This is a genomic window from Nocardioides sp. Arc9.136, assembly GCF_030506255.1.
GTDB lineage: Bacteria > Actinomycetota > Actinomycetes > Propionibacteriales > Nocardioidaceae > Nocardioides.
Genome location: NZ_CP113431.1, coordinates 3,657,918 through 3,673,010 on the forward strand (window position 1 = coordinate 3,657,918; position 15,093 = coordinate 3,673,010).

The 15,093-nt window shown below is 71.5% G+C and carries 18 protein-coding genes; 4 read left to right on the plus strand and 14 right to left on the minus strand.

Annotated features, from left to right (window positions below; translation table 11 throughout):
- Positions 1-698: 698 nt before the first annotated feature.
- The 3 genes from OSR43_RS17605 to OSR43_RS17615 are packed head-to-tail and all read right to left on the minus strand — an operon-like array spanning position 699 to position 3,273.
- Complete coding sequence (locus tag OSR43_RS17605) at positions 699-1,754, minus strand: LPO_1073/Vpar_1526 family protein (RefSeq protein ID WP_302268051.1); 1,056 nt, start codon at positions 1,752-1,754, stop codon at positions 699-701.
- The gene (locus OSR43_RS17610; RefSeq protein WP_302268053.1) at positions 1,751-2,047 is read right to left on the minus strand and encodes a hypothetical protein; all 297 of its coding nucleotides are present in this window, start codon (positions 2,045-2,047) and stop codon (positions 1,751-1,753) included. Before OSR43_RS17610 ends, OSR43_RS17605 begins: the two co-directional genes overlap by 4 nt.
- Positions 2,023-3,273 carry an HNH endonuclease gene (locus OSR43_RS17615; protein WP_302268054.1) on the minus strand — a complete coding sequence of 417 codons (1,251 nt, stop codon included), beginning with the start codon at positions 3,271-3,273 and terminating at the stop codon, positions 2,023-2,025. The genes OSR43_RS17610 and OSR43_RS17615 overlap by 25 nt, the downstream gene beginning before the upstream one ends.
- A gap of 398 nt (positions 3,274-3,671) precedes the next feature.
- Between OSR43_RS17615 and OSR43_RS17620 the strand changes: the two genes are divergently transcribed.
- Together OSR43_RS17620 and OSR43_RS17625 are read left to right on the plus strand one after the other, a co-directional pair.
- Positions 3,672-4,430 (plus strand): ZIP family metal transporter, encoded by a 759-nt coding sequence (locus OSR43_RS17620; RefSeq protein ID WP_302268055.1) that lies wholly within the window; start codon positions 3,672-3,674, stop codon positions 4,428-4,430.
- A 102-nt stretch (positions 4,431-4,532) separates the two neighbouring features.
- Positions 4,533-5,081 (plus strand): hypothetical protein, encoded by a 549-nt coding sequence (locus tag OSR43_RS17625; protein ID WP_302268056.1) that lies wholly within the window; start codon positions 4,533-4,535, stop codon positions 5,079-5,081.
- 26 nt (positions 5,082-5,107) lie between these two features.
- Here OSR43_RS17625 and OSR43_RS17630 read toward each other — a convergent pair whose 3' ends face one another.
- Positions 5,108-5,773, minus strand: coding sequence for a class I SAM-dependent methyltransferase (locus tag OSR43_RS17630; protein WP_367891501.1), 666 nt, complete (start codon positions 5,771-5,773; stop codon positions 5,108-5,110).
- Positions 5,770-6,600 carry a tRNA pseudouridine(38-40) synthase TruA gene (gene truA / locus OSR43_RS17635; protein WP_302268057.1) on the minus strand — a complete coding sequence of 277 codons (831 nt, stop codon included), beginning with the start codon at positions 6,598-6,600 and terminating at the stop codon, positions 5,770-5,772. Before truA ends, OSR43_RS17630 begins: the two co-directional genes overlap by 4 nt.
- Positions 6,601-6,627: 27 nt before the next feature.
- Here truA and OSR43_RS17640 point away from each other — a divergent pair, with 27 nt between their 5' ends.
- Positions 6,628-8,283 (plus strand): FAD-dependent oxidoreductase, encoded by a 1,656-nt coding sequence (locus OSR43_RS17640; protein WP_302268058.1) that lies wholly within the window; start codon positions 6,628-6,630, stop codon positions 8,281-8,283.
- Positions 8,284-8,305: 22 nt separating this feature from the next.
- Here the strand turns inward: OSR43_RS17640 and OSR43_RS17645 are convergent, their stop codons facing one another.
- Positions 8,306-9,226, minus strand: coding sequence for a carbohydrate kinase (locus OSR43_RS17645; RefSeq protein WP_302268059.1), 921 nt, complete (start codon positions 9,224-9,226; stop codon positions 8,306-8,308).
- A gap of 22 nt (positions 9,227-9,248) precedes the next feature.
- Between OSR43_RS17645 and OSR43_RS17650 the strand changes: the two genes are divergently transcribed.
- Positions 9,249-9,614, plus strand: coding sequence for a GntR family transcriptional regulator (locus tag OSR43_RS17650; protein WP_302268060.1), 366 nt, complete (start codon positions 9,249-9,251; stop codon positions 9,612-9,614).
- Between the two features lie 89 nt (positions 9,615-9,703).
- On the opposite strand, the gene rplQ is transcribed toward OSR43_RS17650, so the two are convergent.
- The 8 genes from rplQ to OSR43_RS17690 form a co-directional block, all read right to left on the minus strand.
- Complete coding sequence (gene rplQ / locus OSR43_RS17655; RefSeq protein WP_302268061.1) at positions 9,704-10,294, minus strand: 50S ribosomal protein L17; 591 nt, start codon at positions 10,292-10,294, stop codon at positions 9,704-9,706.
- A 237-nt stretch (positions 10,295-10,531) separates the two neighbouring features.
- Complete coding sequence (locus tag OSR43_RS17660; protein WP_302268062.1) at positions 10,532-11,548, minus strand: DNA-directed RNA polymerase subunit alpha; 1,017 nt, start codon at positions 11,546-11,548, stop codon at positions 10,532-10,534.
- Positions 11,549-11,690: 142 nt separating this feature from the next.
- Positions 11,691-12,299: a 30S ribosomal protein S4 gene (gene rpsD, locus OSR43_RS17665; RefSeq protein ID WP_302268063.1), complete on the minus strand. Its 609-nt coding sequence runs from the start codon at positions 12,297-12,299 to the stop codon at positions 11,691-11,693.
- A gap of 30 nt (positions 12,300-12,329) precedes the next feature.
- The gene (gene rpsK, locus OSR43_RS17670) at positions 12,330-12,737 is read right to left on the minus strand and encodes a 30S ribosomal protein S11 (protein ID WP_154615536.1); all 408 of its coding nucleotides are present in this window, start codon (positions 12,735-12,737) and stop codon (positions 12,330-12,332) included.
- 62 nt (positions 12,738-12,799) lie between these two features.
- Positions 12,800-13,174, minus strand: coding sequence for a 30S ribosomal protein S13 (rpsM, locus tag OSR43_RS17675; RefSeq protein WP_302268065.1), 375 nt, complete (start codon positions 13,172-13,174; stop codon positions 12,800-12,802).
- 170 nt (positions 13,175-13,344) lie between these two features.
- Positions 13,345-13,458 carry a 50S ribosomal protein L36 gene (rpmJ, locus tag OSR43_RS17680; RefSeq protein WP_056862094.1) on the minus strand — a complete coding sequence of 38 codons (114 nt, stop codon included), beginning with the start codon at positions 13,456-13,458 and terminating at the stop codon, positions 13,345-13,347.
- A gap of 28 nt (positions 13,459-13,486) precedes the next feature.
- Positions 13,487-13,708, minus strand: a complete 222-nt coding sequence (gene infA, locus OSR43_RS17685; protein WP_011757309.1) for a translation initiation factor IF-1 — start codon at positions 13,706-13,708, stop codon at positions 13,487-13,489.
- A gap of 323 nt (positions 13,709-14,031) precedes the next feature.
- Positions 14,032-15,084: an LLM class flavin-dependent oxidoreductase gene (locus OSR43_RS17690; protein ID WP_302268071.1), complete on the minus strand. Its 1,053-nt coding sequence runs from the start codon at positions 15,082-15,084 to the stop codon at positions 14,032-14,034.
- Between the last annotated feature and the right edge of the window lie 9 nt (positions 15,085-15,093).

The window sequence follows — 15,093 nt, forward strand, 5'->3', positions numbered from 1 at the left end:
AGTCGGTTACCGGCGCAGTAGACCCGGACCTTCTTCTTCGCCCGGCGCGCGGCCTCCAGGCGCGACCGCTCCGGATCAGATGCAGCGCCCGCAGGCACCCACGCCCGCGCGGGCCGGTAGGAGGGAACGAAACAGCCACCGGCCTCACCGGCGGGGGGTGGAGCGAGAGAACCCAGCCCGCGTCGGGCTGGATGAGACGAGATTCAGACACGAGAACACTCCGTGTGACGAGCCGACAGGGAATGTCGGTCCCGCCCGGAGATCCCGGAGTCGCCACAGCAACGGCGGCAGCCATCGAACGCAAGGCGGGGCCCAAGCCGTCTGCCCCGTCGTTCAACGGGTGCTTGCTATGTCGAAGCTGCCGGTAACGCGCCTAGTTACTTCCCCGCAGGACGGCCCACGGACCCGGAGTGCGCATGTAAGAACTGAGGTGTAGGTGCCGCAGCACGAGTTGCTGAACGCATCGTGGCACAGGTCCGCTCCACCTGTCCGGCGATCGGCGGGCCGGGCGGGGGTGTGTCGCCACCCCAACCGCGCTCGTCCCTCGCGCGCCCGGGGCCCCTGCGACCCGAGAGACACCCCCACCCCCCGGCCCGCCGACCACCTCTCGCCGCGACGGGGTCCAGCCCCGGCGCGTCCCGAGTTACGTTGCTACTTCAAGTCAAGAGCCCTCGCATCGCGGACCACGACCCTCGCCCTCACAGCCACACGCTGAGTGGGGCGTCTCCGCCGAACCGTCTCCAGTATGCGTGTCCGAGTGCCAGCCCCACCGACGTGAGCGTAACGTTCTTCAGGGCCGTCCCATTCCATTCTTCGAACAGGGCCGCAACATCAGGAGCGCGTGCCTTCAGGTCGGCTTCGACCTCAGCTCCGCTCAACACCCCGAGCTCCTGAACTTGAACCACGGAACTGCGCAGGTGCTCTGCACCCAAGGTCTTGATTAGGTCGTCCACGTCTTGTGTCGCCGGAACCTGGAGTTGAAAATTCTCTGGATTTCTGAAACACGGCATTAGCAATCGGTGTCGAAGTGGGGAATCACGCAGGTCCTCTGGCATTTGCTCCGCGGAGAAACCGTTTGTGAATGCGGAGGTTTGCGACGTTCTGATTGCGTCACCGAGTCCGACCTCACTGATGGAGACCGCCCCGGCTCCCACATATTCGATGTGCTGGAAGTCAACGTCCCGCAACGGTTCCGTCGGAACTGGAAGGGTCAGCATCGTGCCACGCAACCGAACATCGATGACCGACTGCGCATTGGGCAAGATAGCAGGCACGCGTGTGTAGCGAACGAGGAAGGCAAGTGCGATCGCCCGCCGTTGGGCCTCGGTGAGTTTGGGAGCGGCAGTTATCGCCTCGTTCAAAGCGAGGGTTCGCAGATTGCGATCGTCTTCTTTCACGCGGTCGACCAGTAAGTCCACTAGGACCTGGCCGAGGTCGTCCTCACCTGAACACGCGTACTCGCGCTGAGCATTGAAGACGGACCGCTGGACATCTGGATCACTGAAACGTTCCGCAGCCTCGGGCGCTTCTGCGTACATTTTAGTGAGAAACTCGGTTGTGATCTTGTCTGCTCGGGCAAGAGCAACGTCCTCAGCGATTCCCCGGAGTTCCAAGAAGTTCTGTTGGAAGACCGCCAGTGCGATTTCCTTGACTTCTTCGCGCGAGGGGCCGATATAGACGAGATCGCCACCGGCTTGAAGATTTGTCGAGTTCTCCCCGCCGGACTGCTCTTGCTCGTTCGGACGCTGCCTCACTCGTCACCTCCGTCCATACGCACCGTCAGATCGCGCCCTGCCTGAAAATTTCGGGATCCCTTCCCGCCGCGCTGGCTTTGGGACGGTGGTGTTCCGGCGCCGCCGCCAGTCGCTCCCGCGATCATGAGAACTAAACCAAGTGCGATTGCCGACACCGCGATCCACATCTGCCATTGCCAGACGGAGACACCATCTGCCTCTGCGGCATAGATCCAGAAGGCGGCCGCGAAGGTACCGCCCAATCCGGCGACGACGCCACCGATCTCAACTAAATTTCCGAAGCTTCTTCCCACGGACCAACGGTAATTGACGAGCGCCGGGTGCCACATCGACGCGCCGCGAGCAGCTGGCGGCGGAGGGCGTACTTGCAACTTGTGAGGTTCTCGGTGGCGGTGGGGCCGCCCCTGCTGTGGGGGACGACGTGGTCGTCGTCGACCTTGCTGGTGGTGTGGGCGGGGCGGGTGCACCAGGGGAAGACGCAGTGGTGGTCTCGCAGCCTGGTCTGGGCGGAGAGGCGGTCGGGGACCTCGTAGGCCTCGACGTGGATCCGTTCGGTCAGGTCGATGACGGGCTTGATGGTGATGTGTGCGCCGTCGCGGGCGGCGCGGGTGCACCACTCGGCGAGCTGGGTGGTGAGCACGAACCCCCTTGTGGCTTCGACCCGGGTCACGCCGTCCAGGACCGGTTCCCCATCGGGGCCGGGGGCCTGGTGGACGTGGACGACGAGGGGTGTGGGGTCGGTGTCAAACTGCAGCTGGAGCTGGCGGCGGGCCATGTCGCCGGCGGCCATCGCCCGCCGTGCGCCTTCGGCCTCTGTTGACCCGAGTTGGGCGAGGCGGGCGGCGCCCTTGGTGATCGCATCCTCGAGGTCGAGGGCGTCGGCGAGGTCGAGGGTGCCCCAGATGTCGACGTGGCCGTCGTAGGAGACCTGTTGGGTCTGGATGGTGAAGTGGCGGGCTTCGGTGCGTTCGTGCCGGACTCGTTCGGCTTCGGCGGGGTCGAACCGGACGAGTGCTTCGTCGAGGAGCCGGTCGAGCGCGGCGGGGCCGATGGTGGCGGCGACGGGGGCGACGTGGGTGTCCACGAATCCTGCACCGGCTTTGGGCAGGTGCAGGGTGCGGCGGGCGATGGACCGGGCTTTCCAGGCGGGGAGGGCGAGGTTGGTGACCTTCGCCCAGGTCCGGGGGAGGCGGTAGCGCAGCTCGAGGGCCTCGGCGAGGTAGGCGCGGCCGGCGTCCTCGGACTTCCCGATCCCGGCGGCGAACTCGATGACGGCGAACTCGCTCACCAACGGTGCGCCGTCCCCGGCGAGGCCGATGGCTTTGTCGCCGAACCCCTTCAGCGTCGACCACGCCGAGGCGGTGCTGATTGATTCGGCGGGGTGCATGACGCACCACTGGACCGCGGCTTGGAGGAGTTCGGCTTCGGCGGCGTTCGCGGCGCGTTGGCTGGCCCGGGCGAGGCGCAGCACGTCGGCTGGGGTGTCCAGCGGGTGCTCGAGGGTCGCGGTGAGGGCCATGGTCTTATTATACTCGTACGTGTGTTCGAATGGAAGGTTCGTGCGCACGGTTGTGGATCGGCGACAGGGGGTCTCGACGACGCTCGCCGGGGCTCGCTGCTCGACCAGCGGTGCAGGGTCTCGACGACGCTCGCTGGCGCTCGCTGCTCGACCAGCAGCGGGCCGGCGACGGCGCGCGACCCACGGTGTGCCCGTCCTCTAGTTGCCTCCACCGCGACCACCCACGACCCGCAGGCCGTAGGTCGGCTGCCAGGGGTCTCGACGACGCTCGCCGGGGCTCGCTGCTCGACCAGCAGCGCGGGGTCTCGACGACGCTCGCCGGGGCTCGCCGCTCGACCGACACAGGCCGGGAGGGGGCACGACTGATTGGCCGGCGCCCGGCGGGACACCGTGGCTCCGTGACCGACGTACCCGTGTGGCTCCAGGCCGGCGGCTGGGGGCTCCTGGCCGGTGGCGCGCTCGTGGTCGGCGCGCTCGTCGCGTGGTTCGTGGCCGTCCCGCAGCGGGTGGTCGCCGGCGTCATGGCGTTCGGCTCCGGCGTGCTGGTGTCCGCCCTCGCCTTCGACCTCGTCGACGAGGCCGAGCGGACCGGCGGCCTCGCGGCGACCGCCACCGGCTTCCTCGGCGGCGCGGTGGTGTACGTCGCCGCCAACATCGCCCTGGCCCGCCGCGGCGCCCGTCACCGCAAGCGCTCGCAGGACCAGCAGGCCTCGGAGGAGGAGCAGCAGGGCAGCGGCGCCGCCATCGCGGTCGGCGCGCTGCTCGACGGGATCCCGGAGTCGGTCGTCCTGGGCATCTCGTTGCTCGGCGGGGGCGGCGTGGGGGTGCCCGTGCTCGCCGCGATCTTCATCTCCAACCTGCCCGAGGGCCTCTCCTCCGCGGCCGGCATGAAGCGCAGCGGCCGCGGCGCCCGCTACGTCTTCGGCGTCTGGGGCGGCATCGCGGTGGCCAGCGGCCTCGCCGGCCTGCTCGGCGCGCTCCTGCTCGACGGCGCCTCGCCGACCACCATCGCCGTGATCACCGCAGTCGCGGCCGGGGCGATCCTCGCGATGATCGCCGACACGATGATCCCGGAGGCGTTCGAGGACACCCATCTCTACGCCGGGCTGCTCGCCACGGTCGGGTTCATCGTGGCGTTCAGCATCGAGCGCATCTGACGCCACGCCGACGCCACACCGACAAGGCGCCGTCGGCCGTATCCGCAGGCACCCCACGGGTACCGCGAGGGCTCCCCCATCGACCCCGGAGGTCACCCGACCATGGCTCGAAACACGCTCTCCCGCTCCCTGCACGACGTCGGCCTCGCGGCCTGGTTCGGCGGCACGCTCGCCAACGCCGTCGCCCTCAACCCCGCCGCCGCGCAGGCCACCTCCTCCACCGACGTCGGCGCCGTGGCCAACACCGGCTGGGACCGCTGGACCCCCGTGAACGCCGCGGCGATCGGCGCCCACCTCGTCGGCAGCATCGGCCAGCTCGGCGGCAACAAGACCCGCGTCGCCGGCCAGGAGGGCGTCGGCTCGATGGTGGTCGCGAAGACCGCCCTCACCGCGGCCGCGCTCGGGGCGACGGCGTACTCCCGCGCGCTGGGCAAGAAGGTCTCCCAGGAGACCCAGATGCCCGCAGCCTCGGGCACCGAGCCCGAGGCGGGGACCCCGCCGGAGGTCGCGAAGGCCCAGAAGCAGCTGGCCGCGCTCCAGTGGGTGGTGCCCGCGCTGACCGGCGCGCTGGTCGTCGTGAGCTCCTTCGCCGGCGAGCAGCAGCGCGCGACCGAGCAGAAGACGGGGTTCCTCGGCCGGCTCGCCCCCTGACGGCCTGACGGCGGGCCGGGGCGGCCTCAGCCCCGGCGCGACTCCAGCACGCGGAAGCCCTTGGCCGACGCGAGCCTGGTCGTCGGGAAGCCCTGGTCGCCCAGCCACCGCTGCAGCGAGTCCGCGCCCAGGTTCTTCCCGACGACCATGACCGCCCGCCCGTGCGGCGCCAGCCGCGGCAGCCAGGTGAGCAGCAGCTCGTGCAGCGCCTGCTTGCCGATGCGGATCGGCGGGTTCGACCAGATCTCGTCGTACGTCGCGTGCGGGTCGACGGCGTCCGGCACCGCGGCGCGGTAGCGGTCGGCGACGCCGAGCGCCGCGGCGTTCTCGTTGGCGAGCAGCACCGCCCGCTCGTTGACGTCGACGGCGGTGACCGTCGACCCCGGCGCGCAGACCGCGACCGCGAGCCCGATGACGCCGTAGCCGCAGCCCAGGTCGAGGACCCGCCCGCCGGCGGGCGGCTCGGTCTCGCGGAAGAGCACCGCGGTCCCGATGTCGACGCGACCGCGCGCGAAGACGCCGGAACCGCTCACCAGGGACAGGCTCCGCCCCCAGACCTCCGCGGTCACCGCCGCCCGCTTGAACGGCACGGTCGGGTCGGCGGAGAAGTAGTGCTCGTCCTGCCCGGGCAGGTCCTCGGGCTGGTCCTCGGGCTGGTCCTCGGGCTGGTCCTCGGGGTGGGCATCGGTCACGGTGCGGTCCTCCTCGCGCGGGTGAGCTCGACCCGCGCCCCGAGCTCGGCGTCGGGCGGGTAAGCCACCTCCTCCAACGTCAGTCCGTGCGCGTGCACGACGGCCACGGAGGCGTCGCGGCGCTCGGCGGCCAGGACGTCGCCGGCCCAGGCCACCGGCCGGCGGCCCTCGCCGACGGCGATCAGGCAACCCACCAGCGAGCGCACCATGCTGTGGCAGAACGCGTCGGCGCGCACGGTCGCCTCCAGCACGCCCGACGGCAGCCGCCGCCAGGACAGCTCCTGCAGCACGCGGATCGTCGTCGCGCCCTCGCGCTGCTTGCAGAACGACGCGAAGTCGTGCTGGCCGACGAGCAGGACGGCGGCCTCGTTGAGGAGGTCGACGTCGAGCGGGCGCGGCCACGCGAGCACGTGGCCGCGCACCAGCGGGTCGACGGCCGCCGGGCTGTCGGCGACCCGGTAGGCGTAGCGCCGCCACAGCGCGGAGAAGCGGGCGTCGAAGCCCGGTGCCGCCTCGACCGCGCGGCGTACCCGCACGTCGGCGGGGAGGATGCCGTTGAGCCGCCGCACGAGCGCCTCGAGCGGCGGGTCCGGGGAGCGGCCGGCCGAGTGGGCCAGTGCCTCGGGCTCGACGTCGAGGTGGACCACCTGCCCGCGGGCGTGGACGCCGGTGTCGGTGCGGCCCGCGCACACCAGGTGCACGGAGGGCACCCGCAGCGCGGTCGCCGCGGCTGCCGAGAGCTCCCCCTGCACGGTCCGCAGACCGGGTTGGGCCGCCCAGCCGTGGAAGCCGCCGCCGTCGTAGGCGAGGTCGATCCGGATCCGCACCCCCTCATCCTTCCGTACGCTGTCCCCGTGAGCGCACCCCCCGCGATCGTCCTGGTCTCCGAGCACCACGTCGACGACCTCCAGGACGCCTTCGGACGCTACGAGCGGGAGTACGACGTGCGCTGCGCCCGCAGCTGCGCGGAGGCCGAGGAGGTCGCCCGCGACATCGTGGCGGGCGGCGGCACGGTCGCGATGTTCGTCGCCGAGTCGGTGCTGCCCGACTGCCACGTGCTCGAGGGCTTCCACCGCTGGCGTGCCGTCGTCCCCAACGCCCGCCGGATGATCGCCGCGCACTGGGACCGGTTCCTGGCCGACGCCCCCGCCCTGCGCGCGGGCATGGCCAAGGGCAAGTACGACGCCTACCTGCTGATGCCGCGCGGCACCCGCGACGAGGAGTTCCACCACGCCGTCACCGACCTGCTGAGCGACTGGGGCGCCACCATCGCGGAGCCGGAGGTCGTCTCCGCGAAGATCATCAGCCCCGTCCGCGACGGCCGGGTGCTCGCCATCCGCGACTTCCTGGACCGGATGGGCATGGCCAGCCGCGTCTACCACCCCGACGACCCCGTCGCGCGCCACCTCCTCGGCGACGGCTCCGACGACGCGGCGTACCCCCTCGTGTGGGCGCCCGAGCGCCCGGTCGTCGAGGACGCCACGGTGCGCACCGTGGCGATGAGCCTGTACGGCGCGCCGAGCGACCTCGACGTGGACGGCACCGTCGACGTGTGCGTGGTCGGCGGCGGGCCGGCCGGGCTGGCGACGGCGGTGTACGCCGCCTCCGAGGGGCTCACCTGCGTGGTGCTGGAGGCCGAGGCCATCGGCGGGCAGGCCGGCACCAGCTCGATGATCCGCAACTACCTGGGCTTCCCGCGCGGCATCTCCGGGATGCGGCTGGCCCAGCGGGCGCGGAACCAGGCGCTGCGGTTCGGCACCCGCTTCGTCACCGGCTGGACCGTGCACGGGCTGGTGCCCGGCGAGGGCGAGGTGCCGCACGTCGTGCGCACCGACGGCGGCGACGTCGCCGCCCGCGCCGTGGTGGTCTCGACCGGCGTCGCCTACCGCAAGCTCCGGGTCGAGCCGCTCGAGGAGCTGGTGGGCAGCGGCGTCTTCTACGGTGCCGCGATGACCGCCGCGCGCGAGATGGAGGACCAGGACGTGGTCGTCGTGGGCGGCGGCAACTCCGCCGGCCAGGCCGCGGTGCACCTGGCCCGCTTCGCCCGCTCGGTCACCGTCCTCGTCCGCCGCCCCAGCCTGGCCGAGACCATGTCGCAGTACCTCCTCGGCGAGATCGCCTACAACCCCCGGATCACGGTGACCACCTGCAGCGAGGTGGTCGACGGCGGCGGCGACGGCCGGTTGGAGTGGATCTCCGTCCGCGACACCCGCGACGGGACCCTCACGCGACGCAGCGTGGGAGGCCTGTTCCTCCTGCTCGGCGCCGAGCCGCAGGCGGACTGGCTGCCCGACGCCGTGGCGCGCGACGACCGCGGCTTCGTGCTCACCGGTCGCGACGTGCCCAAGGACCGCTGGCACGACGGCCTGCCGCCCGCCAACCTCGCGACGACCCTGCCCGGCGTCTTCGCCGCCGGCGACATCCGCGCCGGCTCGATGAAGCGGGTCGCGGCCGCGAGCGGCGAGGGCGCCTCGGTGGTGCCGCTCGTCCACCAGTGGCTGGCGCCCTAGCGAGCTGCCTCAGGCCGCCGCGTCAGAGCTCGTGGCGGTACGGCGGGTCGGCGCCGGGCCGGGACACCGTCACCGCCGCCGCCCGCGCGGCGTGGTCGAGCACGGCGGCCACCTCCTCGTCGCCGATCGCGCCCAGTGCCGCGCGCCGGTCGGCGCCGAGCAGGCCCCGCTCCCACAGCGCGTCGACCAGCGCCGCCCCGAAGGTGTCGCCGGCCCCGATCGTGTCCGCGACCTCGACCGGCAGGGAGGCCACCTCGACCGCGCTCCGCGCACCGGTCCACGTCGCCCCCTCGCCACCCCGCGTCACCACCACCGCGGCCGGCCCGAGGTCCAGCAGGCGGGAGACGGCGGAGGCCTCGTCGAGGTCCGGCCACAGGGCGGCGAGGTCCTCGTCACTGGCCTTGACCAGGTCCGCCAGTGCCGCGACCCGCTCCACCCGGGCGACCACGTCCGGTCCGGTGCCGGTGACCGCCGGCCGCGCGTTCACGTCGTACGTCACCGTCGCCCGGTCCCGCAGCCGCCGGAGCAGCGCGACGACGTCCTCCGCGCCGGGCGCCAGCACCGCGCCCAGGGAGCAGGTGTGCACCACGACGGGCGCGGGGTCCGGGTCCACCGGCCCGAGCTCCCAGGCCAGGTCGAAGGTGTAGCTGGCCGCCCCGTCGGTGCCGATCGTGGCGAGCGCGGTCGAGGTGCGGCTGATCGTCGCGGGGTCGGTGGCGAGCCGGACGCCGGAGCCGGCGAGGTGCTCGGCGAGCATCGCCCCGTGGTCGTCCTCGGCGTACGCCGTCGCGAACCGCACGGGCCGCCCGAGCCGGGCCAGCGCGACGGCGACGTTCGCCGCGCTGCCCCCGGGGTGCTCGCGCGTCGTCCCGTCCGCCGCGCGCACGACGTCGACGAGCGACTCCCCCACCACCAGCACGTCCTGCTCCGCACCCGGCTCCATGGCGCCACCCTAGGGTGACGCCATGCAGGTGCACCCGCTGGACGCCGCCGACCCGACCCCGCCGTTCGAGCAGCTGCGGGCCCAGCTCGCGGGTCGCGTGGCCGCCGGCGACCTACCCGCCGGCACGCGCCTCCCGACGGTGCGGGGCGTCGCCGCCGAGCTGGGTCTGGCGGTCAACACCGTCGCCAAGGCCTACCGTGCGTTGGAGGCCGACGGCGTCGTGGTCACCGAGGGCCGTCGCGGCACCTTCGTCGCCTCCCGGCCCGCCGGGGCGGACGCCGGGACCAGGGCCGAGGCCGAGCGGGCAGGGGCGGCGTACGTCGCTGCCGCGCGCCGCGCGGGGCTGACGCTCCCCGAGGCGGTCCGGCTGGTCGAGGGCGGCTGGTAGCCGCCGGGCCGCGCGCCCCCGGAAATGGCACCGACCCGCCCGGAGGACCGGGCGGGTCGGTGGTGGTGCAGGTGGATCGCTGCGGCCGATCAGGCCTTGGACTCGTCCTCGGACTCCGCAGCGGCCTCGGCCTCGGCGGCCTCCTCGGACACGGGCTCGGTGAGCTCGGTGCCCTCCTCGGCGACGACGCTCTCCTCGGGGGAGGCCTCCTCGGCGAGCTCGGTCGGGCCGGCCTCGGTGGTGGTGTCCTCCGAGACGGTCTCCTCGGCGGGCGCCGCGGCGGCGGCCGGCGCGGCCTTCGCCTTGGGGGCCGACGGGGCGTAGGCCTCGGTCACCAGCTCGATGACCGCCATGGGGGCGTTGTCGCCCTTGCGGGGGCCGAGCTTGGTGATCCGGGTGTAGCCACCCGGGCGCTCGGAGAAGGTCGGCGCGATCTCGGTGAAGAGCGTGTGGACGACACCCTTGTCGCGGACGGTCTTGAGGACCTCGCGGCGGTTGTGCAGGTCGCCCTTCTTCGCCTTGGTGATCAGCTTCTCGGCGTGCGGGCGCAGCGCGCGCGCCTTGGCCTCGGTCGTGACGATCCGGCCGTGCTCGAAGAGCTGGGTGGCCAGGTTCGCCAGGATGAGGCGCTGGTGCGCCGGGCCGCCGCCGAGGCGGGGACCCTTGGTGGGCTTCGGCATGTCTCTCTCGTTCCTCCCCGGCCGTACCAGGTACCGGGGTAGTAGGCCGCGGGCGGGTTCGCCCTCGGTCAGCTTGTCTCAGTCGTGCGACGCGGTGGTCACCCGAGATGGCGGCCCGAGGGCCGCCAGTGGACCTCGAGCGGCACCCACGTCAACTGCTGAGCGGGGCAGCGTGTCGCCCGGCGGCGAAGCCGCGTGGGACGGAGTCCCACTGGCGACACGCTCCCGCCGTCCAGCTCAGTACTGCTCGTCCTCGACGAACGCGTCGTCGTCGTCGTCGCCGTACGCCGCGAGGGCGGCGGCGGCGTCGAAGCCGGGGGCGCTGTCCTTGAGGGACAGACCCATCTCGACCAGCTTGGCCTTGACCTCGTCGATCGACTTCGCACCGAAGTTGCGGATGTCGAGCAGGTCCTGCTCCGAGCGGCTGATGAGCTCACCCACGGTGTGGATGCCCTCGCGCTTGAGGCAGTTGTAGGACCGGACGGTCAGCTGCAGGTCCTCGACCGGGAGGGCGAGGTCGGCGGCGAGCTGCTCGTCGACGGGCGAGGGGCCGATGTCGATGCCCTCGGCCTCGACGTTGAGCTCACGGGCGAGGCCGAAGAGCTCGACGAGGGTCTTGCCGGCCGAGGCGATCGCGTCGCGGGGACGGATCGACGGCTTGGTCTCGACGTCGATGACGAGCTTGTCGAAGTCAGTGCGCTGCTCGACTCGGGTGGCCTCGACCTTGTAGGTCACCTTCAGCACGGGGCTGTAGATCGAGTCGACCGGCATCCGGCCGATCTCGTTGTCGGCGCCCTTGTTCTGCACCGCGGAGACGTAGCCGCGGCCACGCTCGACGACGAGCTCCATCTCGAGCTTGCCGTTCTCCGAGAGGGTCGCGATCTTCAGGTCGGGGTTGTGCACCTCGACACCGGCCGGGGGCGCGATGTCGGCGGCGGTGACGTCACCGGCACCGGACTTGCGCAGGTACATGGTGACCGGCTCGTCGTGCTCGGAGGAGACGACGAGGCCCTTGAGGTTCAGGATGATCTCGGTGACGTCCTCCTTGACGCCCTCGATCGTCGAGAACTCGTGGAGGACGGTGTCGACCTTGATGCTCGTGACCGAGGCACCGGGGATCGACGACAGGAGGGTACGGCGCAGCGAGTTGCCGAGCGTGTAGCCGAAGCCGGGCTCGAGGGGCTCGATCACGAACCGCGAGCGGAACTCGTCGACGGTCTCTTCCGACAGGGTGGGGCGCTGTGCGATCAGCACTGGTGTTTTCCTTCCCGGGCCCACCCGCTATATGACGGGCCCGAACTGCAGTCGGCGGAAGTTGTAGCTGGGTCCCGACGGGGCCCGGCGGCCGGAGCCGGCCGGACCCCGACGAGGGGTGAGGAGGCGGAGCCCCCTCGGATCACTTCTTGGAGTAGTACTCCACGATGAGCTGCTCCTGGACCGGGATGTCGATCTGGGCCCGGACGGGGAGCTGGTGCACGAGGATCCGCATGCGGGTCGGCAGCGCCTCGAGCCAGGCGGGGACGACGCGCTCGCCGTGGGTCTCGCGGGCCACGATGAACGGCGTGGTCTCGAGCGACTTCTCCCGGACGTCGATGACGTCGTGGGCGCTCACCTGGTACGACGGGATGTCGACCTTCTTGCCGTTGACCTTGAAGTGGCCGTGGACGACCAGCTGGCGGGCGTGGCGGCGGGTCCGGGCGAAGCCGGCGCGGTAGACCACGTTGTCGAGGCGGCACTCCAGCAGCTGGAGCAGGTTGTCACCGGTCTTGCCGGCGCGACGCGAGGCCTCGGTGTAGTAGTTGTGGAACTGCTTCTCCATCACGCCGTACGTGAAGCGGGCCTTCTGCTTCTCGCGCAGCTGCAGGAGGTACTCGCTCTCCTTGATGCGGCCGCGGCCGTGCTGGCCAGGGGGGTAGGGACGACGCTCGAACGCGCCGTCACCGCCGACGAGGTCGACGCCGAGACGGCGCGACTTCCGGGTCATGGGGCCGGTGTAACGGGCCATTTCTCAAAGTCTCCTGTTCTCAGCGGGCGATCAGACGCGGCGGCGCTTGGGCGGGCGGCAGCCGTTGTGCGGAGCGGGCGTGACGTCCTGGATGGTGCCGACCTCGAGGCCGATCGCACCCAGCGAGCGGATCGCCGTCTCGCGGCCCGAACCCGGGCCCTTCACGAAGACGTCGATCTTCTTCATGCCGTGCTCCATCGCCCGACGACCGGCGGCCTCAGCGGCCATCTGCGCGGCGAACGGGGTGGACTTGCGCGAGCCCTTGAAGCCGACGGTGCCGGCCGAGGCCCACGAGATCACCGCACCGGTGGGGTCGGTGATCGTGACGATGGTGTTGTTGAACGTGCTCTTGATGTGGGCTTCGCCCTGGGCGACGTTCTTCTTCTCCTTGCGGCGCACCTTCTTGGCGCCGGCCGCGTTGCGGCTCTTGGGAGGCATGCAGTATCTCCTGAGTTAGCTGGTCTGTGAGGTGGAAGGCAGTGAGACGCCGAGGCGTCGGATCACTTGGCCTTCTTCTTGCCGGCAACCGTGCGCTTGGGGCCCTTGCGGGTACGCGCGTTGGTCTTGGTGCGCTGACCGCGGACCGGGAGGCCCATGCGGTGGCGGCGACCCTGGTAGCTGCCGATCTCGATCTTGCGGCGGATGTCAGCCTGGACCTCGCGACGGAGGTCACCCTCGATCTTGAAGTTGGCTTCGATCTCGTCGCGGAGCTTGACCAGCTCCTCGTCACCCAGCTCGTGCACGCGGAGGTTCGGGTTGACCCCGGTGGCCGCGAGCAGCTGCTGGGAGCGGGTACGGCCGATGCCGTAGATGTAGGTGAGTGCGATCTCGATGCGCTTGTCGCGCGGGAGGTCCACACCAACGAGGCGTGCCATGTGGCGTTCCTTTGCAGTTCCGCAGAGGTGTCGGTCGTGTCGCGCCCTGGTCCGTGGTGGACCAGGCTCCGGCCTCTGCACCGGAGGTGGTTGACCCGCCGGGTGGCGGGTGAGCGATCACGTTGTTGTTGTTCAGTTGTGCGCGGCCCGGGGGCCGGCGGCAGCGGGACTCAGCCCTGGCGCTGCTTGTGGCGAGGGTTCTCGCAGATCACCATGACGCGGCCGTGGCGACGGATCACCTGGCACTTGTCGCAGATCTTCTTGACGCTCGGGTTGACCTTCATTGTTCAGGCCCTTCTGGTGGGTCGGCTGCTACTTGTAGCGGTAGACGATGCGACCCCGCGTGAGGTCGTACGGCGAGAGCTCCACCACCACGCGGTCCTCGGGGAGGATCCGGATGTAGTGCTGCCGCATCTTGCCGCTGATGTGGGCGAGAACCTTGTGGCCGTTGCTCAGCTCGACGCGGAACATGGCGTTGGGCAGGGCCTCCACGACGGTGCCCTCGATCTCGATCACGCCTTCTTTCTTCGGCATGTCCTCCACAATCTGTTGTCGGTCGTCGTCCACCGTGTCTGCACCGCCTGCGGCGCGGACCGCCTGCGGGTGGCCCGGGAACCTCCGGCGTGCTGTCTCCAGCGCGCCGGTGGACCTCGTGCAGCCGTCCGTGGTCCTCTTCCCGGCACGCACCGACGATCGCTCCGAGGAGCGGGACGTCCGCACTGGCTCCGGGCAGCCGCGAGGCACCACGAAACAGACCCACGTTGGGCCGACGTTGCAGTCTAGGCGCACCGCGCCCCATAACACGAATCCGTGCGGGGAGGTGCGCACACCCCCGGGCGTGCCGCCCGGAGGACGTCTCAGGCCGCGAGCAGCTCGAGCGTGCGCTCGCGGGTGGGGCTCGCGGTCGGCTCGGTGCCGACGTACGCCGCGGCGACCGGGGCCACCATGACCTCGTCGACGCCGTACGTCGCCGCCAGCCCGGCCAGGCGCGAGCGGGACTCCTCGGGGCCACCGATGATCCAGCGCTCGGCCATGGAGTCCATGAGCTGCTGGTGCGCCGGCGGCATCTCGGCCTGCAGCTTCTCGGCCTCCTCGACCAGGCGGCCCGGACCCAGCGGCTGGCCGGTGCGCAGCGCGAGCATCATCTGCAGCTGGGGCAGCGCCAGCCGGCGTGCCTCCGCCGCGTCGTCGGCCACGACGGCGTTGACGGTCAGGAAGGTGCGCGGCTCGGCCAGCTCGGGCGAGGGCTGGAAGGTGCTGCGGTAGAGCTCGAGCGCCTCGGCGGTCCCCTGCCCGGAGAAGTGGTGGGCGAAGACGTAGGGCATGCCCTTCTCCGCCGCGAGGCGCGCCGAGTAGTCCGAGGAGCCGAGCAGCCAGATGGTCGGCACCGAGGTGGCGGCCGGGGTCGCCCGCAGCGCGTGGGTGTGGCCCTGGACCGAGATCCCGACGCCGGCGGTGTCCATCATCGCCAGCACGTTGTCGACGTACTCGGGGAACCGGGTGACAGCCTCGTCGCTCACCCCGCCGGCGCCGTGCCGCAGCGCCCAGCTCGTCACCGGGTCGGTGCCCGGCGCGCGGCCGATGCCCAGGTCGATCCGGCCCGGGAACGCCGCCTCGAGCAGCGCGAACTGCTCGGCCACCACGAGCGGTGCGTGGTTGGGGAGCATCACTCCCCCGGACCCCAGCCGGATGCGCTCCGTCGCCGCGGCCAGCACGCCGATGAGCACCGGCGGGTTGGTGGCGGCGACGGCAGCCATGTTGTGGTGCTCGGCCACCCAGTAGCGACGGAAGCCGAGGCGGTCGGCCGCCCGGGCGAGCGACGTCGACGCACGCAGGGCGTCGGTGGTCGCCTGGTCGCTGCGGACCGGGACCAGGTCGAGCACGGAGAGGGCGGGGCTGTGGTCGGTCATCCCCCGGGG